Genomic DNA, 26,741 nt, shown 5'->3' on the forward strand with positions numbered 1-26,741 from the left:
CTGTTGTGAATATAATTAATCAATATCCACGCTATAATGAAATATTCTTTTGCGATTCTTATTTCTTCACTTCACATTAACAACAGAATGCTATTCTACACCCTGGAACAAACGTTTTTAGGAGGCAAAAAATGGTCAAGGTTGAGAAAATCACAAAGACTTTCGAAAGTCGAAGAAAAAAGGTCGTAGCAGTAGATTCGTTGAGCTTTTCCGCCGAGCCAAAGAGCATTTATGGCCTTCTAGGGCCAAATGGTGCCGGAAAGACTACAACCCTCAGAATTATCTCAACTCTTCTCAAGCCAGACAGAGGAAAGACAAGCGTAATGGGATTCGACTGCGTAGTTCAACCCACAGAAGTTCGGAAGAGAATCGGTTTCCTTACAAGCGATATGAAACTATCGGGAAACCTAACACCAAAGGAACTGCTTAAATTCTACGGCGAACTCAGTCATATGAGGGACACAGATATCTCTAGACGGACAAAGGAATTATCAGAATATCTGGATATGAATGACTTCCTTGACAAGAGAATCGGGAAGCTCTCTACAGGAATGAAGCAAAAGGCTGCGATAGCAGTCAGTCTTATTCATGATCCCAAAGTTATAATCTTTGATGAACCCACAAATGGTCTGGACATCCTTACGGCAAGAACAGTCACCGACTTTCTCAAAGACTACCGCGACCAGGGAAAGACGATAATAATCTCCACTCACATCATGTCTGTTGCCGAAAAGCTATGTAATAGAGTTGGAATTATCTTCAAGGGCAGGCTAGTTGAAGACGACACTCTTGAAGGGCTTTATGAGAAGTTTGGCGAAGACAATCTTGAAGACGTGTTCTTTAAGATTGCCGACAGAGAAGGGGTGATTGAGATTGTTTAGGGATGCTCTAATTATCTTTCGAAAGGAACTCAAGAATATATTCAAGGACGCCCGAACTGTCTTCGCAGTTCTTATTTTGCCGATGTTGATCATGCCAGTGATCTTCCTCGTAATGAACACAGTTTCTTCATCCCAAGCCAAAACCTACGAAAAAACAGTCTACAAGCTGAAGATAGTTAATTTGCCCGATGGGAGGTTCCTGAATTTTCTTGACCAGATGATTTCATTTGAAATTGACGAAAATCTTAGCGAAGAATCGGTCAGAAACCAGGAGAACTCAATCATGGTAGAGTTTCCCGCAGATGCCGCGGAAAGAGTTCGTGGTGGAGAGAAGATAGATGCGCGTCTCTTCTATAATTCGACTTCAAGAGGTTCTTCGTATGGGGCTCAAATAGTTCAGAATGCCCTATTGTCATATTCATCTCTACTTCTTTCGGAGAAGCTTCTCGAACATGGATTGACACTCGAAGATCTCAATCTAGTAAGTGTAGAGAAAAGAGATGTTGCGCCGGAAGAATCTCAGGGAACAGAGCTGCTGGCCACATTGATCCCGTATTTCCTGCTCATTTACATCTTCGCCGGATCCATGAATATAGGCCTCGACACAACTGCGGGCGAAAAAGAGAGGGGAAGCATGCCTGTCCTGCTTGTTAATCAGGTGTCGAGATCATCAATTGCTGCAGGGAAGATTCTGTATGTAATGACTATTGCGATCTTGAACAGCATATTCACCTTCATCGGTCTGATAATCGCTTTTAGAGTTGGAGGACCTGCATTTGGGGCTGGTGAGCTCAATTTCTCATCCCTGTCAGCCACAACTCTCTTTGGTCTCTTCATTACACTGGTGACAATGTCTGGGCTCGCAGCCGCCTTAATTGTTCTCCTTGGCTCCTTAGCAAGAAACATGAAAGAGGGAAGCGGTTATGTGATGCCCATATATATTATCGCAATAGTACTGGGAGTTGCAACTATGCAGATGGAGTCACCCGATAACCTCCTGCTTTACTTCATCCCGCTTGTAAACTCCATCTTCGTCATGAAGGATATTATTACTGCTAACTTTGTGATGACGAGATTTGTGCTAATGTTGTTGAGTAATCTGGCTTACATATCTCTGTTCATATACTTCTTGACAAAGGTCTTCAACAGCGAAAAGATAATGGATAGTTCAGGTTCTTGAGATGCCTTTGGTATGAAGTAGCCTGATTATTGTAAATGGAGGGCAAACGCCCTCCGTTTTAATTTCATCAATTGAGGGCTGTTGGTTTATCATTGAGTTAGAAACGAAAATGTTGGAATCTTATTTTAGGAGAAGCCAGGGTTGAGAAGAATAATTTCATTAGGAATTGCTGCTTTTTTAGCTTTCACACTACTCCTTGGGTCTGAGGTACTGGCCGATAGGTACCTCCAGTTGTTGTTGCGTGGCAACTATTATCTTGCATACGAAATGCAGAGCGTGCGGGCAAAAGGTCTGTACAATGTTGAAGAAATGGAAAGAGAATTCCAGCAGCTAAGAGACGAGTACGGAAACTATCTTTTTGTCTTCTCGACAGAGAGGAGCGAGATAAGAGGTTTCACGGTCTTCATCTTTCACGCTCAGTTCGAGAGAGGATTTATAGATTTCAACGTAGTAATTGATGATCAGGGAAAGGTCGACACTTTTGTAATTCAACCGACTCTTCAACCGGGAAGTATAGCCGAGTATATCGACACAAGCAAGTTTGATGAGTTTGAAATAACAATTGGCGAGGGAAGATACCGGCTTCCCGCAGTAATTACCGTTCCCAAAGAGATTGACAAGTATCCACTTGTGATTCTCATACATGATTCGGGAGCTATGGACAGAGATTCTACAATTGGGCCGAACAAACCATTCAGGCAGATAGCCTGGGGACTGGCGACTCAAGGTGTGGCCGTTCTGAGGTATGACAAGAGATCCTTTGTATTCGGAGAGCGGCTGTCTCAATCCCCTCCTAGCATCGAAACAGAAGTGATTGAGGATGTCGTCAGTGCAATAACAGCCGCGTCGAGAATACCGTCAGTTTCATCAATATTTCTTGCTGGGCACGGACTCGGAGGCAGAGTTGCCCCAGTAATCGCCGCCAGAGACCCTAGAGTTGATGGGATTATTCTTCTTGCCACCCCGGCCAGAAGAGAGCTTCAAGTAATAATCGATAAGCAGAAGTACTTTGCATCGATTTACGAAACAGATAGAGGGCAGCAGACACAACTTCTTACAGATTACTTGCAGGCCGCGCTGGATGGCAAATTACCCCCAGGTACTCCTGTTCTTGCGGCAACGGCCGGCTACTACTATGAACTTGACAGAATGAATCATATTGAGACCATAAGGGAATTGGAAATACCGGTCCTAATAGTCCAGGGTGATGCAGATTTCGAGTCAACCGTTCAGGACTACATAATGTTTATGAATGCACTCTGGACACGAATCAACGTCTATTTCCAGTTATTACCCGGTCTGGACCACTATTTCATGCCTGTAAGAGATGGCTTGTCAACACCCGATCACTACTATGAGTTCAGACATGTCGACAGACAACTCATCGACACAATGTTCTCCTGGATATACATCTTCGACTAAGGAACGCTCATGGTGTTTCCGCAATCGAGCATTTAGGCCCATAGAAACTTTGATAGGCTGCTCACGGCAATCCTCATTCACCATAAAGAAAACACGATACAAAATGACCGTCACTTGCTTCTTTAAGCGACGGGCTTTCTTTACCGCATCTGTCGAAGGCTTTCGGGCATCTCTTTACAAATCTGCATGTATCGGGCGGATCGACAGGTGAAGGTATGTCTCCTTTCACTATCTCTCTCTTTCCCGTCTTTCTCAAATGAGGATTCGGCACGGGGATAGAAGAAAGCAGTCCGCGAGTGTAGGGATGAAGCGCATTATTGAAAAGCTCGTCTGTCTCCGCTGTTTCCACTATCTTTCCCAGGTACATAACCGAAATCCTGTCACAAATGTGCTTTACTACCGCGAGATCGTGTGCAATGAATAGGTAAGTCAGCTCGAACTCATATTTTAGATCTTCAAGAAGGTTTATAACCTGTGCCTGGACAGATACATCAAGCGCTGAAACAGGCTCGTCGCAAATGACAAGAGCAGGATTCAGGATCATCGATCTGGCTATTCCTATTCTCTGTCGCTGCCCTCCGGAGAACTCGTGAGGGTAACGATACATATACTCTGGCCTCAGACCTACCTTTTCAAGGACATCGGATATCATAGACTTTCTCTCTTCTTTACTCTTGCCAACGGAGTGTACTCTCAATCCTTCCGCAATTATGTCATGTACTGTCATTCGCGGGTTGAGAGATGCATATGGATCTTGAAAGACCATCTGTATCTCTTTCCTGAAGGGTCTCATTTTCGATTCGGAAAGAGAGAAGATATCTACGTTGTCATCCGTGGAACCTCCCCCTCTGTAAAGAAACTCTCCATCTGTAGGCTGATAGATTTTTATTAGAGTTCTTCCTATTGTAGTCTTTCCACAACCCGATTCTCCGACAAGTCCTAAAGTCTCACCTTTGAATATGTGCAGATCCACGCCGTCTACAGCCTTAAGATGCGATTTTTTTCTGAAACCGCTCTTTATAGGAAACCACTTCTTCAGATTCTTGATTTCTACTATTGGAGATGACATCATCGATCATTCCTTTCGAAAAGCCAGCAACGAACTGAATGCCCGTTTTCAGAATCGATCAGAGGAGGTTTTTCCAGGCACCTATCAAATGCCACCGAGCACCGGGGCCTGAATCTACATCCTTCAGGAAAGCTTGAAGGATGCGGAACATAACCACTTATAACATTCAGTTTTCTCTGTTCTTTCTTGGAAATTTCTATCTTCGGTATCGAGTTGATCAGCCCCTTTGTGTAGGGATGCATTGGACTGTCAAAGATATCGAATATCCCACCGCTCTCTACAATTTGACCGGCATACATCACAAGAACTCGATCACACATTTCGGCAATTACTCCCAGATCGTGCGTAATGATTATCGTGGCTGTGCTGAACTTATCCTTCAGCTCGTTCATTAGCTCCAAAACCTGGGCTTGAATGGTTACGTCAAGCGCTGTAGTTGGTTCGTCGGCAATGAGCACCTCCGGGCTGCAGGCGAGCGCCATAGCAATCATTACTCTCTGCCTCATTCCTCCAGACAGTTGATGTGGAAATTCCGTGACTCTCTTCTTAGGCTCTGGAATCCCAACAAGCCGGAGCATTTCCACGCTCCTCGACATTGCCTCCTCCTCACTAAGACCTTCGTGCAGTCTATATACTTCGGAAATCTGCCATCCGATCGTGTAGAGGGGATTCAATGAGGTCATGGGTTCCTGAAATACCATAGATATCGACTTGCCTCTAATCCTCTGAAGCTCTTCCTTGCCGAGCGTCGAAATGTCCTTCCCTCTGAAAGCAATTCTTGTATCTTCACCGAGAAAGGAGTTCTTTGGGAGCAACCTCATTATTGAGAAAGCTGTGATTGTCTTGCCACAGCCAGATTCTCCCACGATCCCGAGAGTCTCTCCCTTTGATAGACTAAAGGAGACCCCGTCTAGAGGTGTTATCCTTCCAAGCTGGGTTTTAAAGGAAATCTTCAAGTTGTCAACTTCGAGTATTCTTTCCATGTTTTTCAACTCTCACTCACAAATTTCGGATCCAGAGCATCTCTAAGTCCATCTCCAAGAAAGTTCACGTTCAGTACTGTGATGAATATGAAGAATCCCGGGAAGACGGTAAGCCACCATGGATTTACCCCAGTAGTTGTGCCAAGAATATAGTTCATGGCTCTCTGAAGCATATTACCCCATGACGGCATGGGAGGCTGTATGCCAAGCCCAAGATAGCTAAGGGACGACTCGGCGAGAATCGCGTAAGACATGTTCAATGTTGCAGAGACAATTACAATTGGTACTACGTTTGGCAGAACGTGTCTGAGAATGATTCTCACATTTCTGACCCCCATAGCTTTGGCCGACATAACATACTCGGTCTCTCTTATCGATAAAACCAGTCCCCTGACCAACCTGGAAACACCCATCCAGCCGAAGACCGTTAACACTAGAATGATATTAGATATCCCGGAGCCAAAGACAAGTGTAAGGGTGATTAGAATTGGAAACATAGGGATAGAAAGCATCACATCCACAAATCTCATCAGGAATCTATCTACCAGTCCTCCATAGAAGCCTGAAAACAAACCTACGGCAGTTCCAATGAGAGTGGTTATGACTGCAGAGGCGAAACCCACGAATAGAGATATTCTTCCACCATACATTACTCTAACAAGTACATCATGTCCCAGTTCATCTGTTCCAAATAAATGACCTTCTGTAAACGGCGGAGAAAAGAGGTTAGAGAAATCCATATCCTCGTAGCCCACATCGATGAAGAGCGGACCTATCAGAGTGAATATAACAACTCCAATGAGCATCACGGCACCTAACACGGCAAGTTTATGACTCTTGAACTTTGCCCATACCAACTGCCTGTAACTGTTTATATGGATCGGGCGCGCCTTCTCCTCGATTTCGTCAAGTTTCCTTTTATAGAAGAATTTTCGCATAGCTAAGCTCCCTTTCTGCTCATTCTGATTCTTGGATCGACCAACACATACAGGAAGTCAGCAACGAGATTTGAAATAAGGGTTATGATAGCCAGAAACATCAGACAACTGATCGCCAAATTGTAATCGCTTGAAATAACCGCGTTGTACATAAGTCTCCCCATTCCCGGCCAGGAGAAGACCGTTTCAATGATCAATGCTCCGCCGAAGAAATATGGAATGTCTAGGGCGATTATGGTGATAATCGGTATCATAGCATTCTTAAGAGCGTGCTTGATGATGACCTTTCTATCGGGAACCCCTTTCGCATACGCAGTTCTAACATAATCCTGATCAAGAACTTCCAGCAGAGACGTTCTTATATACCTTACCCAAGAAGCAACCTGTACCAAACCTAGAACAAAGGCCGGAAGTACGAGATGTCTCAGTCTGTCAACAAAGACATTCCAAGTACCTGTGACCCCATAGGTTGACATACCGGAAACGGGAAACCAACCGAGACCAACGCTGAAAATTATTATCGCGATCAAAGCAAACCAGAATCCAGGCAAAGAGATTCCCACAAAAGCAAATACAGTCGTTGAGTAATCGAAAACAGAATATTTCTTTACTGCCGAAAGTATCCCAATAGGAAGAGCTACTACCAGCCCAATCAACCATGCGGTGATAGTAAGGATTAAAGTATTCGGCAGCCGTGAAACAATGAGGTCTATTACCGGAGTCTTGTACATGCTCGAATATCCCAGGTCGCCAATCATAACACTCTTCAGCCATGAGAAGTATTTCACCGGAAGAGGATCATCAAGGCGATAATACTCCCTTAGTTCCTTCATCCTCTGAGGATCGTTGGCCATTGCCCGAGGATTCTGCATTCTCATCTGGAGGAGAGGATCTCCCGGCATGGAGTTCATTATCACAAATATTATGATCGATATTGCAAAGAAGACCGGGATAAGTTCGAGAAACCTCTTCAGGAAATATACTTTCACGATATCCGGCTTTCCCTTCTCTGAATATAATCGGCAACATTCAAACCTGCAATCAGCTGAACACTGACAAGACTCTTTATGGGGATTGTAGTGTAGTTGAGATTTTCTTCAAGATACTCCATTTTCCTCTCAAATGCCTCATCAGCCATCTTGGAGATTGCCGACAGCTTCTCCGACCCGTCATCATTCTCCCTGACCAATCTTTTTAGCATCCCTAGCATCAATGATTGATAGAACTGGCTGACAATCTTATTATCAAAGACCTCTGCCATACTTGCCTTTCTCTCCAGAGACTGGTCATTTTCAATCCAATTCTTCTGCGCTTGAAGTTGATCTGGGTAGGTTTCAAGAACATTCTTGAAGACTCTGTAGAACGGCGAATTTCTGTCTATAACGTAAGGTTCGAGCGCTTTCAACACTTCGCTCACAAACTCAAAATTCTCGACGGACCTCTGATAGTTGAATCTCTGCGCTTCCTTCCTCGTAATCTCTGCTTCAGACATGTCTTCGACCCTTGCATCATAATAGTATGGCATCTCACAAACCAAGGAAAACGTATCGGCCACGGATGAAGCAAAATCATCAGAACTAGTACCGGCTTTGATGACGTCTGCTGGGTCTTTGTTTGGACCAAGATTCTTCTTTAGATAATCGTACTCTTGAGCCATTCCGAAAAGCTTGAAAATAGCAGGTTCGAGCTGCTCCAAAAAAGGCGCTTCCGGCTCTCCAAGAGAAAGGGGCAAACCAAACAAACCTGGAAGTTTCCTGAAAGTTTCATGGAGTTCTGGAACTGCGTCACTCACATAATAATAGACCCCTCCAAACCCGGAATTGTGAAGAGAGTACATGAAATCCGGCTTCTTCTCTTCAATAAGCTTCATAAGCACTTCTGTCTCCGGCAATGGCGAGTGGAAATGCAGAGTTTTGTAATCAACAGGGAAGGTCCATTCAACCTGTTCGTGGCCCGGCGGTCTGTAGAAGTTGCCTGCATACTTTCTTATTGAAGAAGAGTCTTTGAACCACCCCTCATTCAGCTTTGTGCCATCGACATCAATTACCTTTATCAGATGCCAGGTGAAGTCGAATCCATCGCGAAAAGCGTCATCGCTTGCAAGCTTCTCACTCAGGAAATCCAGCATCATTGCACCTATCGGCTCGTTTGGATGGGGACAGCCGAACAGAAGTGAGTTCTTTTTACCTTTACCAATTTCCAGAACATAGATTGGATTTCCGGCACGTGATCTTCCTGCCTCATATATCTTGACTTTGTCTGGATACTTCTTTGCGAGTTCGAACGATCTCTGGTCCATTTCCTCGACTGTGAAGAACTCCTTGTAGTCGGGGACTGCATCGATAAGTTCTCTGAACTTCATGTTGAAACCTCCGAAAGATGATGTAAGAAAACATGGGGGAGAAGCTCATCTTCTCCCCCAAAGAAGCCAATTATCTATCTATGTACCAGTTCTGGATTATCCAGCCGAGTCCATTATCATATCCAGAGTTGAAACTCTTGATGTACTTCTTTGCAAAATGAGGTGTTGGTGCAACTACTAACGGCAGAACGGGAAGCTCATCCGTCCAGAGCGCGAAATGCCTTTCATAGAGAGCCTGTTTCCTCTCTGGATCAAGCTCCTTTGCGGCCGCGTTAATTATCTCATCGTTTTCAGCGTTTGCCCAGCCGGTATAGTTCATTCCTCCCCAGTAGTTCTCGTCAGAAGGTATCTGATCGGTGGTCCAGTAATTGGCTGCTTCGTCGCTGACACCATAACCCCAGCCGGAAAGCAAAGCATCATAGTTTCCGTAAGGGAAAGCCTCTGTCCATATAACGAGAGCAGGCTTCACATCGATCTCGACGTCCATTCCGACCTGTTTCAGCATGCCCTGGATAATCTGTGCCATCATCTGATAATCTCCACTTCCCGAAGCAAGAGAAAGCTTGAACTTCAAGGTTTTACCGTCTTTCTCATAGATACCTCTGTTGTTGAGCTTCCAGCCAGCCTCTTCAAGCAGTGCTTTGGCCTTTGCGGGATTGTATTCGTAATGTTTAACATCTGGCGCCTTAAGAGCTTCTCTCATCTGATGTAGATCAGTAATCCAGGTATCCACCACTTCGGCCAGTCCAGCGTATACTACATTGCTTATCTGCTCTCTGTTTATACCATAGAGAACGGCCTGCCTTACCCTCTTATCTCCAAAGATCGGATGGGGTTTTGTTGTATCCTCGGGATCCCTTAGATTCAAGTTCAGGTTATCGTAAGCAATGTTTGGTGTATAGAAAACGTTGAACATGTCTGCCCGTTGATTCTCCAGCTGTACCGACTGTTTGAGGGAGAGGGTGTACCTGCCGAAATCGATTTCTCCATTTAGTGTGGAAGCAAAAACAACGTCCATGTCAGGAATGATTCTCATTACCAGCTGGTCGATGTTCGGCCTACCCATATAATAGTCATCAAAAGCTTCCATTATCACATACTGACCTTCAGCATATTCTTTGAACTTGTAGGGTCCTGTCATAATAGGATTCTTCGTAGCTTCTTCAACAAAACGATCCCAGTTTCCGCTTGCTTTTGCTGCTTCGAAGCTTGTTCTGTAGACATGTTCCGGCAGCTGGAACCAGCCGAAATAATAGGCATAGACGGAAGACCCCAGCTCGGCATTACTTAGGGGTTCAGGAAGGGTAATAGAGTATGTATAGTCGTCAATTACATTGACTTCGGATACTGACCTCTCGAAGTAGTTCGTCGTAACCGGGGCGCCGCTGTTCATAACTTCCCACTGGAACTTCGCATCATGGGCAGTCACTGGCTCTCCATCGTGCCACTTCATTCCCTTTCTTAACTCGTAAGTTATCGTAAGTGAACCGTCTTCGTTTATTACCATCAGCCCGTTTTCTAGACTTGGCATTCTCTTGACCATTCTCGGGAAGTAGAATCCGTCCTTGTCTGTTCCGGTTATTCCATCGCCAATGATATTGCAGATCGTCCATGTCAGTCCGGAAGAAGTGAACAAGGTGTTGAAACCAGGAGCATCGGCAGTAACCGCAGTCGTTGCCATTCCGCCCCTAACTGGAGGATTCATAGCCATGTAGATCGAAATGGCGGCCTCTTCCCTTGTGATGGGTGAGCTGGCCTCGATCAAGTGGCCATATCGGAAATCGAGAAGTTGGTGATTGCTCCTGTAAGCAACAGTGAGGGCTCCCCATGCCTCCACCGGAGCGTCCCACTCGTCAGTTGCTGTGGTGCAAATCTCATCGTAGGACTGAGCTTCAGACTTCAGACCGAGAACCTCAACCATCGCAACGGCGAAGTCCGCTCTCAAGACCTCTCCTGCTCCGGAGATCAGATTTCCCTTGCCGGGAAAGGCCTTTTCAACTGCATTCCTGAATTCTGAATAAGTTAACGGTGATTCATCGACTGAAGACATGATTCCTTTTGATTCGATTACAGGAATCGCCTCTTCCGGGAGAACCTGTCCCAACAAGAACGCTGAGAAGAGAATAATTAGAAAGAAAACCAGGAGCTTTTTCATCCCGCACACCTCCAAGAAAGATTATTTGGAACACGGAAAATTTATGTAATTATATACCAGTCACAGAGAAGATTTCCCAAAACAGGGAAGATTTATACGCATTGTTTACCTTCCAACACAAGTTAATACCAAATCATTCACCTGGAAGAGAAGAAGAGATCTTCGTAAGACTGCATTATCTGTCTAGTATAATCACCACATACGCTGAAACAGACTTGGTCTATCGCTCTGACAGGCATCACCCTGGAGACTGTGCTTACGAGAAAGACTTCCTCAGCCTCAAGGAATTCATCTACGGTAACCGGTTTTTCGACAACCTGATAATCCAGTTTCTTAATAAGGTCGATCACTTTTCCCCGCGTTATGCCCGGGAGAATGTTATCGATTTCTGGAGTGAAAAAAACACCGTCCTTCACAAGAAAGTAATTCGAACTGCCACCTTCTGTGGCAACTTTCTTGCCTTCAAAGTCTCTAAACATCAAAGCTTCGTAGCCTCCTTTGCTATAGGCGAAGTTCTTGGCAAGAACGTTGGGCAGCAGATTTATCGTCTTGTGCTCACATAGCTTGTGTCTTAGATCAGGATAGGTTAAAAGCTTAACTCCATTCTTCCAGTTCTCTGCATCAATTCTTCTCAATGGAAGTGCAAGCATAAAGAACGTGCTTGGGGTTTTCTCTGAAGGAAATCTGTGTTCTCTGTGAAGATCTGTTCCTCTTGTAAGTTGTATATAGAGCTCCCCGTCTTCAATTGCATTTCTTCTGATTAGTTCCGATGCAAACTCCTTTGTCTCTTGCGAAGTGAACGGAATCTCCATGTTGAAGAAAGCAGCGCTCTTAATCATCCTCGTGAAGTGATCTTCGAAGAATAATATCCTGCCTTTGATTGTCCTTACAACCTCAAAGAGACCGTCCGCAAAAGTGAGTCCCCTATTCTCCAGTTGAACATGCTTACCCTTTTCTTGAACAAATTCGCCATCGTAAAATGCCCACATAAGTGCCTCCTCCAGCTTCACTTCGTTCATAACACCATTATGCATCAACAGACTATTAGTTTGCGGTAAGACAGCACATCAATGATAGAATATAACGGAACCGTAAGCAGATTTTTCTTTTGGAGGTTTTTCATATGGACGATGTTTTGGCGGTCTTTCCAGGGGGCTCTTCGGGGCTTCTTGGAAGCAAGGCTTACGATGTTGTTGTGATTCCAGAGGGACTCTTGTTGGTGCAGTTGACTAAATCAATAACAAATGAAGCCGTTAAGAAGGCAAAGGAAGCCTCCGAAGAAAGAAACGAAGGGTTCTTTAAGAAGATGGCATCTGTGATGTCGGCAGGCTATTCTATGCTTGACAGGTACAACGAAAAGACAAGAGAAGAGATTTTGAACGAAACACCTGGCAATCTCTTCATTCCGAAAGATTCACTGAAAAAGGTCAAGGTCTCCAGTACTATGGACTCTTCATCAGGAGGTGCTAACACAGAAAGTACCGTGATGAAGATAGTCTGGACAGGCGGAAAAATGAAATTGACCTTCAGGAGATACCTAAACGTAAGGGAAACTAAGCGTTTTTTTAGGGACACGTTTGGAGTATAACGTGTCGTTCACGGGTAGAACTCATTCACCTATGATCTGAGGCAGGAGGTATGCCATGAGAAAAACGATACTATTGGCAGCCGTGGCTCTAATCGCAGTCATTTCGCTGGCCAACAAAGTTCTTGAATTCCCAAATGCTGATATCTACTACCGTAAGGGGTTCGAGGAGATCGCTATCCATGTAGGTAATGTTTTTGAATCTATAAGACCGAAAGCCGTTGAACTGGTGGGCAACGACCCCGGAAGAATAAACATCGTTCTGAAAGATTTCGGGGCAAATACGAACGGTATCGCTCAGCCTCAAAACCACAAGACTATTCAGATCTTTGTGTGGCCTGCCGACACAATACTCTCAACGAGAATGAATGTGTCAAATTTGTATAGACAGTTGTTGATGCATGAATTCACTCATATCGCCCACCTGACTTACACAACAGGTGTGCCTGCGTTCATTTCTAGAGTGCTCCTAGGAACGGAACTCTTTTCGCCGCAGATGTTCTCACCATTTATTGAAGGAGTGACCTTGTTCGCCGAATCCTCTAATTACTTCTCCGAGGGAAGATTGAACAACCCATTGTGGGGGAAAGAGATGACATATCAGAATATGAAGGCCGACTCCTTCGCTGGCCTGGACTATGCTCTGTCCGTATCGCGTGAGGACTACCGCGGAGGAGCTCTCTATTACAACTACATTGCCAGTTTCTATGATTATCTCGTCAGAAGGTTCGGAATAGAATCTGTGAAGGAGTTTCACAAAGAAGTTTCGGGGAGAATGCCTGTAATAGGGGTAATCAACGCCTCAAGAATCGCATTTGACGAAACACTAGACGTGCTTTATAGTGACTGGAAAGAAGAAGTGGGATCTGAAGCCGCAGACTACGGAACATTGAACGAAGTCAAGACGATCAAGAATGGACAGATACTTGACATGACCAAGACGGAAAACGGCGTCATTTTCTCTTATTCTGTTTTTGGAGAAGCAAGTTCATGGAATGGGGCAGTTGAAAGAGGAATTGAAGAGTATGTTGATGGAGGTTTTTCTAGAAGACTCTCTGACTTTGGAGCAATTACCCTTAAATGGCGCGAAGGCAACATCTACCTGATGACTTCAGTCACTGAGAGAAGTACAACTTTTAGAGAGATCTGGTCGTACAGACCTCCTCTCTCAGTTAGGCTTCTGGACAAGGGCATGGTAACTGCCTTTGATATCTACAATGGAAGACTGATAAAAGCGCTTTATGACACGAAGACGGGATTTTCAACAATCTACTTCGAAGAAATGCAGCTAACAACAATCCCGTGGTTGATCAAGGACATAATAGCACTCGAAGACGGTAGTTTGATAATGCTCCTCTCGAAGGACGGTATCAACGGAGCGATCGCTAAATTTACCGAAGGTGAATTCAAGATCATTCTACAAGATCCATACCTCAAAGGAAGGGGTATCGACTATAACAATGGGCAAATAATCTTTACCTCCTCCTACGAAGAGGGGTTCATGGATGCCTTTTCCGTAGATGTTGAATCAGGTGAGGTTTTCAGACTTACCGAGGGAGCCAATCTCGAAAAGGCCGTCGTGCTCGATTCTACTGTATATGGATTTGGACATTCCAGACAAGAGAAAGGAATGTCGATATTTACCTTTGATCTACAGAGTAGCCCATACGTTGTCAAAGAAGTTGAACCCGACGACTTCGACCCTGCAGCGGCGGACTACACAGAAGGCAATTATCTTAAGAAAACCTTCCTTCACTTCTTGAATCCAATCCTGAGAGCGCCTCTTGTATCGTACGATGGCGAGCACTTTTCTTTGGGCTTTTTAACTCTTCACCTGTCCCATGATTCCAACCACTCTATGACGCTAATGCCATCGTTCACATTCGGAACCAATAAACTCTCTTTAACTGCCGAGTACAGTGGGCAGGTATTTGAAGGGGTCAATGCAATTCTTACTGTCAATCTGGGCGTTCCCGAAGCTCCTATTGCAAGCGCCGGCCTCTCTTCTGAGCTCTTCCAGTTGCCTCTCAATCCTTCCACAAGATTCAGATCGCATGCTTACATTGGACTGGACACATCGGGTGGAATAACAACTTCCGTCCCGTTGAGTCTAAACGGAAATCTCTTCTCGATTTCCCTAGAACCGGGCGTAAGAGTCTCAAATGGAAAGATAACACCGTTGCTTGCTCTTGATGCAACATTCTCTCCAACCTTGGGAACGTCTGTCGGTCTTGGAGTGGGTTTCTACGAAGACTTCTATTGGTATATCAATGGAGCCCAACTACTATATCGGATCAACTGGGGATGGAGTCCACTCTTCTTTCTGAAAGAGATGGGAGTCGGAATTGAGGTAAATGGATCAAACACTAATCTAGATCATTCTGCTATGTATCTATTTGTAAATGTCGGTTCAACTATCGGTCTCGGAGATCTTTTCCCAAAGATTGGCATTCAATACAGCAATTCTCGATTGGGACTCTACTTAGGATTAGAGACCAGGCCCTGAAAGAGGTTTCGCGCTTCAGTCAGGACTTTGCATTAAGAGTAATCAAAGAGGGGGGATACTTCCCCTCTTCTTCATGTAGGTGTCTCTAACATTCTCATAGAAACTTGCATGCACCTGTTTTCCACAATACCCACAACCTTTGTTGGAAACGAAGAACCTGAAACATTTTTATTCAGGAGCACTGTATCTGTACCGTTGACCGAGATCTCATGTAGTCACAAATCAGAAGTGAATGAAGCAAGAGAAGCGTGGGCCAAAGAGCTAGTTACACCCTGGCATTTTATTCGTAAAACTGAATCTTTCGATGATGGGGATTCAAAATCATTATGTTATCCTACTTGTTAAAGGAACTTAAAACTTGCCCGCCAGTCGACTTTGCTTAAACCACAACAACCGTATGAGGTATAATGCTGTTATCGGAGATAACAAAGAGAAAGGGGGAAACAACATGAAGACTATTGAGTACTCGGCTTTTCTTATAAGTGATTCAGGCTCAGTGTTTATTGAAGAATCAAAGCATGACGGAATAACTTTCACATTTCCTTCCGATCCAGTCTTTGCCAAATACAGAGACCGATTAATGGCCGTTATCGAAGTGAAAATGGAAGCTTCGAGATTCTCTCTAACCAAGAGCAAGCTGGACTTCAGTTCAGTTAAACTACATGGAATCAAAGTCGTAGGCGACAAACTTTACGAAGACTCGGTATCGCTCTGGGCATTCGAATCGAGAACTTTAGGCAAGACTATTAGAGTCGTATCGGACAACGAGGCATCGATGATTCCCGCAAAGAGAGATACAGATTACGTGGTTCCAATTATTGTTAACACAATAGAGTTTTCTTCAAAGGAAGAGCATTTGGGAAGATTTGTCTTTCCGCTACCTGACGAATGGTTTGTTCTTTCTGGAGTTTTCTTCGGACAAGACGGCGCAAAGATCCGCAAGGAGAACTCAAAGGTTTGTTTAGATTCATTCAGTACGGAGATTATTGTTGATGAATTGAAAAAGCACAGAGTCTTCAACGACAACTTGTGGGATCTTTATCAGCTGTACAAGTCTCTAGAGAGTTTTGAAACTAAGAATGAATCGCTGCCTGAACCGCTCGGTGAGGAAATATCAGTATCCTCTCTGGATCTGGAAGAAAGCATTCCAGAATCTGCAGACCTGTATCTGGCCGGGGATCGAAAGACTACCGACTCTCTCCATCGTGAAGTCGTGGTTCAATCAAGTATAGAGAAGGTCGGAACCTTCAGCAAGAAGAAGGGAGTTGTTCTGAGGATAAAAAATAATTCAGACCTTGGGACTGTTAAGGGAGTCCATATATCCTTCAGACTGCTTGATCCTATGGGCAAGGAGCTTTACGTTGCTGAGAAGGAGCTAGAGGGCCTAAGCGTAGGACCCGGGGAAGCAAAAAAGCATGATTTCACCGACTTTCCGGAATTTGCTGATCATCAGCTGGAAAGAGTGGCGATTAATCTGATAAGTATTTCGTGGAGTAACGGTCTAGAGACCTTCACTTCTGCTGAAAAATAGACAGATTTCTGAACTGTCTGTGTTCGGCCGCCTTCACTATTTCCATGATCCTCACGGCCTTCTTGTCGTGAGGGTTTGGTTTTTCTCCGGCTTCTATCTTTATGAGTGCCTCATCAAGCTCAGTAAAAGACATCCCAAAAGCAGTCTCATCGGTAACACCAGGAATAAGGTCAGGACTCGGCGGCTTCTCTATGATCCTCTCCGGAATTCCCAATTCTCTAGCAAGGCTAATGACCTCAGTTTTGAACAGATGCTTGATTGGCTCAATGTCGCTTGAATCATCTCCCCACTTCACATAAAGTCCGCAAAGCCATTCGGTCTTGTTTGTCGTGCCAAGTACAGCGTAACCCCTTTTCTCAGCTTCCAGATACAACGAAACCATCCTGACTCTGTGCTTAGCTCTATAGAAAGCCAGTCCCCTTTTGAATTCTTCACTGCCCCTGTCGGCCAGGTCGTCAAGGAAAGGGTCTGAAGAAAGCTGCTGCCACTTATCCCTTACATACCTTTCCTTAACCGACTGAGGTATTAAAAGCGCCGGCGGTTGGAGTCTATAGCAACCAACAGCACGGAGAATCGAACTTATGTTCTTGACTTTGAAGTCTATTCCCAGGAAGTGCGCTACGAGCTTCGAATCCTCCAGGGTATCCTTCGAAGAGTCGCGTTCGGGCATGAGAAGGCCAAATACGTTTCTATTACCTAGGGCGTCTACGGCTAGCTTACCTACCACCGCGGAGTCTATTCCTCCGCTTATTCCTATCACAGCCCCTCGATAGCCCCACTTCAGAACAGTGCTTCTTATAAAATCGACAATTTCTCGCATACGATCACCAATAAGATTATACTAGACTAATCCTCCGTTCTTGAAAACTGAATATTCAACTCAAAGAACCCATTGGGAAGTCTGACATCGAATGTTTGCTGCAGAATATAATCGAAGAAATTTCAGTTGCCGGAAATGCTAGACTTATACGTTAAGGTAATCTCATGTTTAAGGAGGAGGAGAGAAAAATGAGAAAAATCATGTTTCTTCTTGTATCAATACTAATCGCTGGGACCGTCCTGGCATCGAACCCTCTTAACCTTTATGGAAGGGATGCAGAGGGAAGAAATGGAGTTGTTGCGGCCGCAAAACCCGAAGCCTCAGAAGTAGGCGTTAGAATTCTCGAGATGGGAGGGAATGCGGTAGACGCTGCGATAGCTGCGGCATTTGCGATAGGTGTTCTGGAACCTAATGCTTCTGGAATTGGCGGCGGAGGATTCATGATAATTAAGCTGGCCGATATGGACGAAGCAGTAGTTATTGATTTCAGAGAAACTGCACCGAACGCTACAAGCCCCACTTTTTTCAATCTTGACGAGAATAATCGCCCAGTAAACTATGAGAGCGTCATCGGAGGAAAGGCCGTCGGGGTTCCGGGTGAAGTCGCCGGCCTGTTGTACGCTCTTGAAAACTACGGAACGCTCTCTCGAGAAGAAGTAATTAAGCCAGCCATAGACTGGGCCGAGAAGGGAATCCCTGTAACAGTTAACCTTTTTTCAATTATTAGCGATAACTACGAGAAGATAATGATGATGGAAAATGGCGTAGACCTCTATTTGAAGTATGGAGGTATTCCTTATGAAGTGGGTGAGACTATTGTACTAAAGGACTTGGCCGATACGCTAAGATCTATCGTAGAGAACGGGAAAGATGCGATATATTCTGGGGAAATTGCCGAGAAGATTGTGGCCGAAGTTCAGAAACGCGGCGGAGTAATGACAATGGATGATCTTGCAAATTATGAAGTGAAGGTTCGAAAACCAGTTGTTGGCACGTATCGAGGTTACACTATTCTGTCAGTTCCACCTGCCAGCTCTGGAGGAACTCATGTGATTGAACTCCTAAATATTATGGAAAATTTCGATGTCGGATCGATGGGAGACAACACTGCCGAGACGATCCACATCTGGTCGGAGGCAATGAAACTGATTTTTGCAGATAGATCAAAATACATGGCAGATACTGACTTTGTAGATGTTCCTCTCGAGGGACTAACTTCGAAAGATTATGCTAGGATCCTTGCTGAGAAAATCGATAAGCGCATTCCACTTGATTCCGTCGAACCCGGTGACCCCTGGAAGTTCGAAAGCGGAAGCACTACTCATCTTTCTGTTATGGACAGAGAAGGAAACATGGTTGCTATTACAAAATCCATAAATTACTTCTTTGGTTCCGGCGTTGTTGTACCGACAACAGGAATTATTCTCAATAATCACATGGACGACTTCGTAAAAACCCCCGGCTCAGCAAACTCAGTCGAACCCGGGAAAAGGCCTCTCAGCAGCATGAGTCCTACACTCGTTCTTGATCCTGAAGGTGAACCATATATGGCTATCGGCGCGCCAGGAGGTACACGGATTATCACTACTGTGGCTCAAACGATAAGCAACATCATTGACCACGGAATGACTGTACAGCAAGCAATTCTCGCACCCAGAGTATTTAGGACACAGACTGGCCCGATGACCATAGAAGGAAGGATATCAATTAACGCTTACAATAGGCTAATCGAAATGGGACATGACATAACTGTAAGAAACGACTATGATCCCTACTTCGGTGGGGTTCATGCCGTCTTGTTCAACAGAGATATTGGAATACTATTTGGAGGAGCCGATCCCAGAAGAGACGGGCAGGCTGTCGCTTATTGAGATGATGTTTTGGAGTTCCCCGAAGCTCAATCGAAAGCAATGCAGAGTCTAATTTTAATAATGGTGTTGGTGAGTAGATCAAAACGAACCGCTTATTAAGAGTGTTTTGGACTTTGCTTTTGGAATTAAACCAGATTATAATCTTTTTATAACGTCATGGGTAGAGGGGGGTGAGTGGTGTGTGGAAAGAGTTCAAGAAGTTTATCAGTCGCGGCAGCGTCATTGATCTTGCTGTTGGTATCATAATCGGTGGTGCGTTTCAAGTAATTGTGAGATCTCTTGTAGACGACATACTGATGCCAATTCTCGGTCTATTCACAGGCGGCATTGATTTAAGCAACCTATTCATAAACATATCAGGGGAATCTTATGCAACACTCGCAGAGGCAAAAGCGGCCGGTGCAGCAACTATAAACATCGGTCTTTTCATCAACGCGATTATTAATTTCATTATTCTCGCTTTTGTGATCTTCTTGATTATAAGAGCAATCAACAAAATGCGGGACAGACTGAAGAAAGAAGAGGCTCCGGCTGCACCAACAACCAAGACCTGTCCTTTCTGTCACACATCGATTCCTATCGATGCAGTGAGGTGTCCTAACTGTACATCTGAACTTGGAAAGAAAACTTGAGATAATAACAAGCAAAAAGCGGCCTAGCGGCCGCTTTTTTTGTTTGCGTGTTTCCATTCGTGGTTGTTATCTAAATCGATTTGTCAAAGGAATACAATGCTTCAGAGATGATGGTACAATCTTTCTATCTAGATCCGGAGGTTCAGATGCTGCTTAGGAAATTTTTCGCGCTTTTGATTACGCTTTTTATTGTTCTTTGTTTTTCGCTAACGGGATGCATCAAACCCGAGGTTTATTACTCTCTTTCAGGTCAGGTCATTTTTTACTTTCCAGAAACTTCAGCAATCGATAATTTTCAAAGAACCGCGGCATATTCTCCCACGTTTTCCACTAAAGACATTGAGCAGGGTTTCCTGAGTAATCAATTCGTTGTCCTATTTGATAGAGGGTTTAATTCAGGAATAATCTCTGGCGTTTCTGGAGTAGAGATCCTTGATGAGTTCTATTCAAGAGACGGGTCTCTTGGCTATGCAGTTGTGAAAACAAACGATCCATCTTCGTTGTATGGCATTGAAGGAGTTAAATCAATCGAGCCGGAAAAGATTTTCACTCTTCAATCCGAGGAGAGTGTCCCCAACGATCCGTTGTATCCTTATCAGTGGAACTACCCGATGATTCAGATGCCTCAAGCCTGGACAATTGCAAGGGGATCGTCAACGGTTGTTGTAGCTGTTATTGACTCGGGCGCTAGGCTGGATCATCCGGATTTAGAAGGTGTCTTTCTTCCGGGATACGATCTAATAAACGGTGATGATGACCCTACAGATTATGATCCCGTTAGATCCCACGGAACCCATGTCATAGGTACGATTGCTGCGAAAACGAATAATTCTTTGGGTGTTTCTGGGATTACATGGGGAGAGTATTGCACAATCATTCCAATCAAAATTTTCGAAGCAGGAAAAACCACCGATGACATACTCGCTAGTAGCATCATTTTTGCGGTTGATCACGGAGCAAAGATTATAAACATGAGCCTTGCGGGGCCGGACTCTCCGGTTGTTGCAGCAGCCATCCAATACGCATCGGAAAATGAAGTCTTGATGATAGCTGCCTCAGGCAATTACTATTCCTCAAGGCCGTATTATCCGGCCTCCTACGAAGAAGTACTATCAGTAGGCGCAGTCGACAATACGATGCAAAGGGCAAGCTACTCGAACTACGGAGAACATCTTGACTTTGTCGCTCCGGGAGGTTCGTCATCCCCACAGATATTGAGCACGGGATACTCGTTTGGCGAGGGAAACACTTATTCCGCTATGTATGGCACTTCGATGGCGGCGCCACATGTAACGGGGCTTGCGGCTCTCTTGATGGCACAAGGTTACGCAGGCAGAGATTCTTCTGGCGAAGAGATTATCAGGAAGATCCTTCGGGGAACGGCCCTTGATCTGGGAGATCCGGGATGGGATCAGTACTATGGATACGGCCTTATTCAGGCATTCGATGCTCTAAATTTCGACGAAGAGCGGAGACCTCTCTTGGTCCAAATCCTCTCCACTTCGGGCCAGGTTCTGAAGGAAGCCGAAGTTGAGGCAGACGGTTCATTTCACGTAAGCGGGCTCACGGAAAATTACATCAAAATAAGGATCTGGAGAGATTTCAATGGAAACAAAGAGATCGACAAAGGCGACCTCCTGGGCTATTACGGTTTCTCTAGCTCCAGTGCAACTACAACCTGGCACCCGGAAATTGAGAACGCCGTGACTCTATCTTTTTTCAGCAGCGGGCATAATGAGCTCGAGACTCCGGTCCAGTTCTTTCCGGTCAACGAATCGTCCGGTTATTAGAATCTGAAAGGGCTCCTCTGAAGGAGCCCTCTCAGATTTATCAGACCTATGTAAGTTCTTTTGCAACCACCCTTACCGGTGTAGAATTTCCCAGGTTATCAGAGACCGGGCAACGGTCCTCCACAGCCTCGACCCATCTTTTGAGTGTCTCTTCATCTGCGTCGGTGTCAACCTTCATCTCTGCGGTTATTTCCTTGTAACCCGCTCTGTCTTCATACGATTTGCCAAACAATCTGGCCGGGTTCAGCGGGCCATAAACATCGATCTCCAGCTTGTCTATTTGAAAGCCCATCTCATTTGCTACAAGATGTCCGACTACATTCAAACAACCGGCCAACGCGGCCAAAACATACTCGACAGGATTGGCACCCTTATCGTCACCACCGAGATTTGGTGGCTCATCAACTATCATAGTAAAATTCCTTGCCTTTACGGCAACTCGCGTCGGACTTTCCGAAACTGCTCTCACTCTGAAATTCGCATCTGGCATACAAATACCTCCTAAATTGTTATATCTTTCACATATATTCTAACAGCATGGAGATTCTTCTCAGTTAAGCCGATATAAATTATCAGTTAAATACCCGCAATAATGGCGGACCAAGTCTGCAGAAAGTCAATGAACAGAAGTCCTTTGTCATTTACCTACTGGTTCTGAGTTCATAAACTGAAGTATTGATATCGCACGATTTGGTACGGATGGACAGATCGTCGTCTGAAGTGAGAACCATGAAGAAAACCGAAGCTGTAAGAAAAACCTCCTTCACAAGTCAAAAAACTCTGCTTGAAGACAGATCTTAGGCCAAGATCCTACTGCAAACGTGACATCGAGAAGCGTTGAATTCACGGAAAACTCTTCATCTACCGGTGTTCGCTGCGATTCACTTCTTTCTTATCTTGTATCCGTCTCTTTCGTCCAGAACTTCATACCCCTTTTCGGAAATCAGTTTCCTCAGTTCATCTGCTTTCTTCCAGTCCTTGCCCCTTCGAGCCTGATCTCTCTGCTTTGCAAGCTCTTCTACTTCTTCGGGAATTACCTCAGTTTCGATTTCGGAAAGACCTAGTCCAAGAACTCTGTCAAATTCGTTGATCAATGAGAGCTTTTCGCCAGGACAAAGATCCTCGCTGTCTACTACCTTCCACAAAACAGCGAGTGCCCTGGGTGTATTCAGATCGTCGTTTATTGCTTCATGAAATTCATTCAGAAGCACTGAATTGAGTTTACTAACAGGTGCTTCTGATCCCTTCAGTTCTCCTATCTTAGTGGCAAGCCTCTTCATGGCGCTTTTCGCTCCATCGAGAGCCTCGAGTGTGAAAGCCAACTGCTTCTTATAGTGAGCTCCCAGAAGGTAGTATCGATACTCTGCAGGATCATAACCCTTGTCGATCAGCGTCTGCAAAGTAATGAAGTTGCCCAAGGATTTGGACATCTTCTCCCCCTCGCCGATGACGAGGAATTCAGAATGGAGCCAGTAATTAACCCATTCATGACCGAAAGCGGCCTCGCTCTGGGCAATCTCGTTTGTGTGATGAATTGGAATATGGTCTATGCCGCCCGTATGGATGTCGAATCTTTCACCGAGGTACTTCGAAGACATCGCAGAACACTCGATATGCCATCCCGGAAAACCTCTGCCCCACGGAGAGTCCCACTGCATTGCATGGCTATCGTACTTGTATCGGGTGAACCACAGGACGAAATCAAAGGGGTTCCTTTTATAGGGATCGCTTTCCACTCTAGAACGCATCTTGTCCTCGTCAAGCTTAAGCCTTGCCAGCTTTCCATAGTCCGGCAGTTTCGAAGTGTCGAAATATACGTTTCCACCAGCGACATATGTGTATCCGTTAGATTCTATCTTGCGTATCATGTCAATCATGTCGTCGACGTGCCTGGTTGCCCTGCATGTTACAGTTGGGAAGATGATGCGCAATCTCTTCAGATCGTCGAAGAAAGCCTTGGTATAGAAGTCCACTATCTCCCAGACGGTTTTCCCCTCGCGTCTTGCACCGGCTTCCATCTTGTCCTCGCCTTCATCCTCGTCTCCGGTCAAGTGGCCCACATCAGTAATATTCATGACATGATTGACCTTGTACCCGTTGAAAAGAAACATCCTTTTGAGGGTGTCGGCAAAGACGTACGCCCTTAGGTTACCAATGTGAGCGAAGTTATAAACAGTGAGTCCACAAGTATATATGCCCACCTCGCCTTCCCTTAGCGGCTTGAAGACTTCCTTTCTTCGTGACATCGTGTTCGTGAGTAGTATTTCCATTCTCTGCCTTCCCTCCTTCCCCAAAACCGGGCTATATGTTCAATATAAGATCGTTCCTGGTTTTCATCTCTTCAGTTTTCGGCCCATATGAGATATAGTCAATCTCGACACCCGTTTCTCTTTCGATAAAAGTCATGTACTTCAGGAAGTTTATGTGATCAGTAACGGGCCATCCACTAACAGTTTCGTAAATTGGCTTTGCTCTGAAAAAATCATACGAAGTAGAAGGCAATTCCTTTACGACTCCATCGACATCATACGCCACACAGATTTTCACTTCATCCAGTCCGTTCAGTACGTCTCCTTTCGTAATAACGAGGCCCGTTAGACCAGACCTGATTTTTGCATACCTAAGAGCGGGAAGATCCAGCCAGCCTATCCTTCGCGCTCTACCAGTTGTTGCACCGAATTCCTTTCCTCTTTCGCGCAGAAGCTCACCTACCCCGGAGGACTCTTCTGTCGGAAAGGGGCCGGCTCCTACTCGAGTCGTGTAAGCTTTGAGAACCCCGTAGACACCGTCTAGTTCAAAAGTAGAAAAACCTACCGAGGATACCCCGTGAGCCATACACGCCCCCGATGTCACAAAGGGATATGTGCCAAAATCCAGGTCCAGAAGAACACCCTGAGCTCCTTCAAACAAGACGGAAGTACTCCTGAAGACTCTATACATATCTACCGCACTTGTGAAATTGACGCTGAGCCTTTCAAGCTCAGCTCTAAAACCTTGCAGATAGACCAACATTTCCTCTATAGAGACAGCGAAATCCCTGTTATACTTGCTCCGCTTCATGTGATATATCGCTTCGAGTCTTTCTCTCAAGAGTGCCTCGTCAAAGAGGACGAAGAGCTTCAGCCCCTCTCTCGATGCCTTGTCGGTATAAGCGGGTCCTATCCCTCTTCCCGTTGTGCCGATCGGTACCTTGCGCATCTTCTCAAGCAACAGGTCTTCCTCTTTGTGCCAGGGAAGAACGATGAAGGCTTCGGGATCAAGATAGAATCTACTGGAGATGCCCGGGAAATCTCTTTCCAGGATTTTCAGTTCCTCAATCAACTGCCCGACATCTATTACCATCCCTGCACCAAGAAAGCCCTTTGAATCAATCACGGGATTTATCGAGGGCAAAAGATGATTCACATACTTTTTATCCCCAACATAGATCGTATGACCGGCATTTGCGCCACCGGAAAACCTTACTATCCACTCAAAATCCCTGGAAAAGTAATTGACAACCTTTCCTTTTCCTTCATCGCCCCATTGGGCTCCAACAACGGCCAGTTTCTTCACTCGGTCAACCTCCATTAAGAACTCTCTCAAATACGCAATTAACGTTTCTCAAAAAATAATCAGGATTGAAAAGTCTTCCAATCTCTTCTGAATTCATGAGCCCTGTGATCACTTGATTAGTAAGAACCAACTGTTTGAAATCAAGATTGCCGTTCCAGCAATCCATTGACAACTCCTGTACCAACCGGTAAGCTTCCTCTCTCGACATACCTTTCTCAATCAAGGCCAACATGACCCTCTGGGAGAAAACAAGGTTTCTGGAGGCCTTGAAGTTTTCTCTCATTCTTTCGGGATAGATAACAAGATTGCTCACAAGATAAACAGACTTCTCAGCCATATAGTACAGAAGCATTGTCGCATCCGGCAGAACTACTCTCTCTACACTGGAATGGGAGATGTCCCTTTCATGCCAAAGGGCGATATCTTCTAGTGAAGCACCTGCGTAACTTCTTATCAAACGCGCCATACCGGTGAGCCTTTCACATATAATGGGATTCTTTTTGTGAGGCATAGCGGAAGAACCTCTCTGCCCCTTCTTAAATGGCTCTTGAACTTCCAGGACCTCTGTTCTCTGGAGATGCCTGAACTCCACAGCCATTCTCTCTATTGAAGAGGCCGTAATTGCCAGCGCCGAAAGAAACTCGGCGTGTATATCCCTCGGGATGATCTGGGAGGAAACAGCGGTCGGCCTCAGACCGAGCTCGCCCAGAGCAATACTCTCGATCTCCGGCAAAATATTAGCGTAGTTTCCAACGGCTCCACTCAGTTTCCCAACTGAGCAACCATCTATAGCTACGTTCAAGCGAAGGATTGCCCTCTCTATTTCAACAAAGAACGATAGAAACTTCAGCCCAAACGAAGTGGGTTCAGCATGTATGCCGTGAGTCCTACCCATACATACTACATCTTTATAGGCAACTGCTTTTTCTTTCAGTGCTCTCGAGAGCTGTTCCAGAGACCCGACAATAAGGCGCCCGGACTCTCTAACGGCAAGCGAAAGGGCAGTGTCCACAACATCGGATGATGTTAATCCAAGATGGAAATAACGGGCTTCATCCCCCATTCCCTGTGTCACGAACTTTATGAAAGCAATGACATCGTGATCTACTTGCTTTTCAATTTCGGCAATCGCTTCCAAATCAATTCTTGCTGCGGACTTCATCTTTTCAAGTGTTCCTTGAGGTATTCGGCCTGTCTTCTCATAGGCAGCAACGACGGCCAGTTCCACTTCGAGCCATCTTTTGTACTGGGCTTCCAGTTCCCAAAGTTCTTTCAGGGGGGAAAGCGCATATCTCTCTATCATAGTCTACCTCCCATCCAACAGATAATAGTTTACATCAAACCATCTGCCATTGTTTTTCATATGTGTCATTCAAACCAAAAAGCTTGCGGTCAAATCGATGCAGATATGAAGAAAATCGCGAACCGCGTCCGTCTGGCTTCTACCAGGATTTGACAAAA

General features: G+C 45.1%; 21 protein-coding genes. 9 read left to right on the forward strand and 12 right to left on the reverse strand.

The features are described 5' to 3' along the window. Positions 1–131: 131 nt before the first annotated feature. From B3N33_RS09485 to B3N33_RS09495, 3 genes are all read left to right on the forward strand, one after another. On the forward strand, positions 132–881 hold the full coding sequence (locus tag B3N33_RS09485) for an ABC transporter ATP-binding protein (protein WP_292593158.1): 750 nt from the start codon (positions 132–134) through the stop codon (positions 879–881). Further along, positions 868–2,061 carry an ABC transporter permease gene (locus B3N33_RS09490; protein ID WP_292593160.1) on the forward strand — a complete coding sequence of 398 codons (1,194 nt, stop codon included), beginning with the start codon at positions 868–870 and terminating at the stop codon, positions 2,059–2,061. Before B3N33_RS09485 ends, B3N33_RS09490 begins: the two co-directional genes overlap by 14 nt. Positions 2,062–2,202: 141 nt before the next feature. Continuing rightward, positions 2,203–3,483 carry an alpha/beta hydrolase gene (locus B3N33_RS09495; RefSeq protein ID WP_214060112.1) on the forward strand — a complete coding sequence of 427 codons (1,281 nt, stop codon included), beginning with the start codon at positions 2,203–2,205 and terminating at the stop codon, positions 3,481–3,483. Between the two features lie 73 nt (positions 3,484–3,556). On the opposite strand, the gene B3N33_RS09500 is transcribed toward B3N33_RS09495, so the two are convergent. From B3N33_RS09500 to B3N33_RS09530, 7 genes are all read right to left on the reverse strand, one after another. After that, a complete protein-coding gene (locus B3N33_RS09500) occupies positions 3,557–4,555 on the reverse strand; it encodes an ABC transporter ATP-binding protein (RefSeq protein ID WP_214060488.1) in 999 nt (332 codons plus the stop codon). After that, a complete protein-coding gene (locus B3N33_RS09505; protein WP_214060487.1) occupies positions 4,552–5,535 on the reverse strand; it encodes an ABC transporter ATP-binding protein in 984 nt (327 codons plus the stop codon). Before B3N33_RS09505 ends, B3N33_RS09500 begins: the two co-directional genes overlap by 4 nt. Before the next feature lie 5 nt (positions 5,536–5,540). Beyond that, positions 5,541–6,473 (reverse strand): ABC transporter permease, encoded by a 933-nt coding sequence (locus tag B3N33_RS09510; protein ID WP_214060486.1) that lies wholly within the window; start codon positions 6,471–6,473, stop codon positions 5,541–5,543. A gap of 2 nt (positions 6,474–6,475) precedes the next feature. After that, positions 6,476–7,462 (reverse strand): ABC transporter permease, encoded by a 987-nt coding sequence (locus B3N33_RS09515; protein ID WP_292593163.1) that lies wholly within the window; start codon positions 7,460–7,462, stop codon positions 6,476–6,478. Then, positions 7,459–8,835 carry a M14 family zinc carboxypeptidase gene (locus B3N33_RS09520; protein WP_292593165.1) on the reverse strand — a complete coding sequence of 459 codons (1,377 nt, stop codon included), beginning with the start codon at positions 8,833–8,835 and terminating at the stop codon, positions 7,459–7,461. Before B3N33_RS09520 ends, B3N33_RS09515 begins: the two co-directional genes overlap by 4 nt. 70 nt (positions 8,836–8,905) lie before the next feature. Beyond that, a complete protein-coding gene (locus tag B3N33_RS09525) occupies positions 8,906–10,990 on the reverse strand; it encodes a peptide ABC transporter substrate-binding protein (RefSeq protein WP_292593167.1) in 2,085 nt (694 codons plus the stop codon). Positions 10,991–11,127: 137 nt separating this feature from the next. Next, entirely contained in the window at positions 11,128–11,979 is an 852-nt protein-coding gene (locus B3N33_RS09530) for an aminotransferase class IV (protein WP_214061207.1), read from the reverse strand. 134 nt (positions 11,980–12,113) lie between these two features. On the opposite strand from B3N33_RS09530, the gene B3N33_RS09535 reads away from it, so the two are divergent. The 3 genes from B3N33_RS09535 (at position 12,114) to B3N33_RS09545 (ending at position 16,612) form a co-directional block, all read left to right on the forward strand. Beyond that, on the forward strand, positions 12,114–12,578 hold the full coding sequence (locus B3N33_RS09535; RefSeq protein ID WP_292593169.1) for a hypothetical protein: 465 nt from the start codon (positions 12,114–12,116) through the stop codon (positions 12,576–12,578). A gap of 55 nt (positions 12,579–12,633) precedes the next feature. Next, positions 12,634–15,081, forward strand: coding sequence for a hypothetical protein (locus tag B3N33_RS09540; protein WP_292593183.1), 2,448 nt, complete (start codon positions 12,634–12,636; stop codon positions 15,079–15,081). Positions 15,082–15,529: 448 nt separating this feature from the next. Next, on the forward strand, positions 15,530–16,612 hold the full coding sequence (locus B3N33_RS09545; RefSeq protein WP_214061210.1) for a hypothetical protein: 1,083 nt from the start codon (positions 15,530–15,532) through the stop codon (positions 16,610–16,612). Here B3N33_RS09545 and nadE read toward each other — a convergent pair. Beyond that, positions 16,593–17,432 (reverse strand): NAD(+) synthase, encoded by an 840-nt coding sequence (gene nadE / locus B3N33_RS09550; RefSeq protein WP_214061211.1) that lies wholly within the window; start codon positions 17,430–17,432, stop codon positions 16,593–16,595. The two genes, B3N33_RS09545 and nadE, sit on opposite strands and share 20 nt — an antisense overlap. Positions 17,433–17,620: 188 nt before the next feature. Between nadE and ggt the strand changes: the two genes are divergently transcribed. From ggt to B3N33_RS09565, 3 genes are all read left to right on the forward strand, one after another. Beyond that, the gene (ggt, locus tag B3N33_RS09555) at positions 17,621–19,303 is read left to right on the forward strand and encodes a gamma-glutamyltransferase (protein ID WP_292593185.1); all 1,683 of its coding nucleotides are present in this window, start codon (positions 17,621–17,623) and stop codon (positions 19,301–19,303) included. A 179-nt stretch (positions 19,304–19,482) separates the two neighbouring features. Beyond that, the gene (mscL, locus tag B3N33_RS09560; protein ID WP_099829951.1) at positions 19,483–19,935 is read left to right on the forward strand and encodes a large conductance mechanosensitive channel protein MscL; all 453 of its coding nucleotides are present in this window, start codon (positions 19,483–19,485) and stop codon (positions 19,933–19,935) included. A gap of 146 nt (positions 19,936–20,081) precedes the next feature. Further along, positions 20,082–21,725 carry a S8 family peptidase gene (locus tag B3N33_RS09565; protein ID WP_292593186.1) on the forward strand — a complete coding sequence of 548 codons (1,644 nt, stop codon included), beginning with the start codon at positions 20,082–20,084 and terminating at the stop codon, positions 21,723–21,725. 46 nt (positions 21,726–21,771) lie between these two features. On the opposite strand, the gene B3N33_RS09570 is transcribed toward B3N33_RS09565, so the two are convergent. The 4 genes from B3N33_RS09570 to purB all read right to left on the reverse strand — a co-directional run bounded on the left by B3N33_RS09570 (position 21,772) and on the right by purB (position 26,583). Then, on the reverse strand, positions 21,772–22,215 hold the full coding sequence (locus B3N33_RS09570) for an OsmC family protein (RefSeq protein ID WP_214078547.1): 444 nt from the start codon (positions 22,213–22,215) through the stop codon (positions 21,772–21,774). A gap of 391 nt (positions 22,216–22,606) precedes the next feature. After that, positions 22,607–23,995 (reverse strand): cysteine--tRNA ligase, encoded by a 1,389-nt coding sequence (gene cysS / locus B3N33_RS09575; RefSeq protein WP_292593188.1) that lies wholly within the window; start codon positions 23,993–23,995, stop codon positions 22,607–22,609. 31 nt (positions 23,996–24,026) lie between these two features. Next, entirely contained in the window at positions 24,027–25,280 is a 1,254-nt protein-coding gene (locus B3N33_RS09580) for an adenylosuccinate synthase (RefSeq protein WP_292593190.1), read from the reverse strand. 4 nt (positions 25,281–25,284) lie between these two features. Continuing rightward, on the reverse strand, positions 25,285–26,583 hold the full coding sequence (gene purB / locus B3N33_RS09585) for an adenylosuccinate lyase (RefSeq protein WP_292593192.1): 1,299 nt from the start codon (positions 26,581–26,583) through the stop codon (positions 25,285–25,287). Positions 26,584–26,741: the final 158 nt, after the last annotated feature.

The sequence above is a fragment of the Mesotoga sp. UBA5825 genome (genome assembly GCF_002432955.1).
Classification (GTDB): domain Bacteria; phylum Thermotogota; class Thermotogae; order Petrotogales; family Kosmotogaceae; genus Mesotoga.

Bases quoted from the DNA above. Each gene is read 5' to 3' on its own strand.
- B3N33_RS09565 (WP_292593186.1), top strand. From the start codon at position 20,082: ATGCTGCTTAGGAAATTTTTCGCGCTTTTGATTACGCTTTTTATTGTT.
- cysS (WP_292593188.1), bottom strand. From the start codon at position 23,995: ATGGAAATACTACTCACGAACACGATGTCACGAAGAAAGGAAGTCTTC.
- B3N33_RS09545 (WP_214061210.1), top strand. From the start codon at position 15,530: ATGAAGACTATTGAGTACTCGGCTTTTCTTATAAGTGATTCAGGCTCA.
- B3N33_RS09530 (WP_214061207.1), bottom strand. From the start codon at position 11,979: ATGTGGGCATTTTACGATGGCGAATTTGTTCAAGAAAAGGGTAAGCAT.
- purB (WP_292593192.1), bottom strand. From the start codon at position 26,583: ATGATAGAGAGATATGCGCTTTCCCCCCTGAAAGAACTTTGGGAACTG.
- B3N33_RS09510 (WP_214060486.1), bottom strand. From the start codon at position 6,473: ATGCGAAAATTCTTCTATAAAAGGAAACTTGACGAAATCGAGGAGAAG.
- B3N33_RS09535 (WP_292593169.1), top strand. From the start codon at position 12,114: ATGGACGATGTTTTGGCGGTCTTTCCAGGGGGCTCTTCGGGGCTTCTT.
- B3N33_RS09525 (WP_292593167.1), bottom strand. From the start codon at position 10,990: ATGAAAAAGCTCCTGGTTTTCTTTCTAATTATTCTCTTCTCAGCGTTC.
- B3N33_RS09540 (WP_292593183.1), top strand. From the start codon at position 12,634: ATGAGAAAAACGATACTATTGGCAGCCGTGGCTCTAATCGCAGTCATT.
- B3N33_RS09570 (WP_214078547.1), bottom strand. From the start codon at position 22,215: ATGCCAGATGCGAATTTCAGAGTGAGAGCAGTTTCGGAAAGTCCGACG.
- B3N33_RS09485 (WP_292593158.1), top strand. From the start codon at position 132: ATGGTCAAGGTTGAGAAAATCACAAAGACTTTCGAAAGTCGAAGAAAA.
- B3N33_RS09505 (WP_214060487.1), bottom strand. From the start codon at position 5,535: ATGGAAAGAATACTCGAAGTTGACAACTTGAAGATTTCCTTTAAAACC.
- B3N33_RS09500 (WP_214060488.1), bottom strand. From the start codon at position 4,555: ATGATGTCATCTCCAATAGTAGAAATCAAGAATCTGAAGAAGTGGTTT.
- B3N33_RS09520 (WP_292593165.1), bottom strand. From the start codon at position 8,835: ATGAAGTTCAGAGAACTTATCGATGCAGTCCCCGACTACAAGGAGTTC.
- nadE (WP_214061211.1), bottom strand. From the start codon at position 17,432: ATGCGAGAAATTGTCGATTTTATAAGAAGCACTGTTCTGAAGTGGGGC.
- ggt (WP_292593185.1), top strand. From the start codon at position 17,621: ATGAGAAAAATCATGTTTCTTCTTGTATCAATACTAATCGCTGGGACC.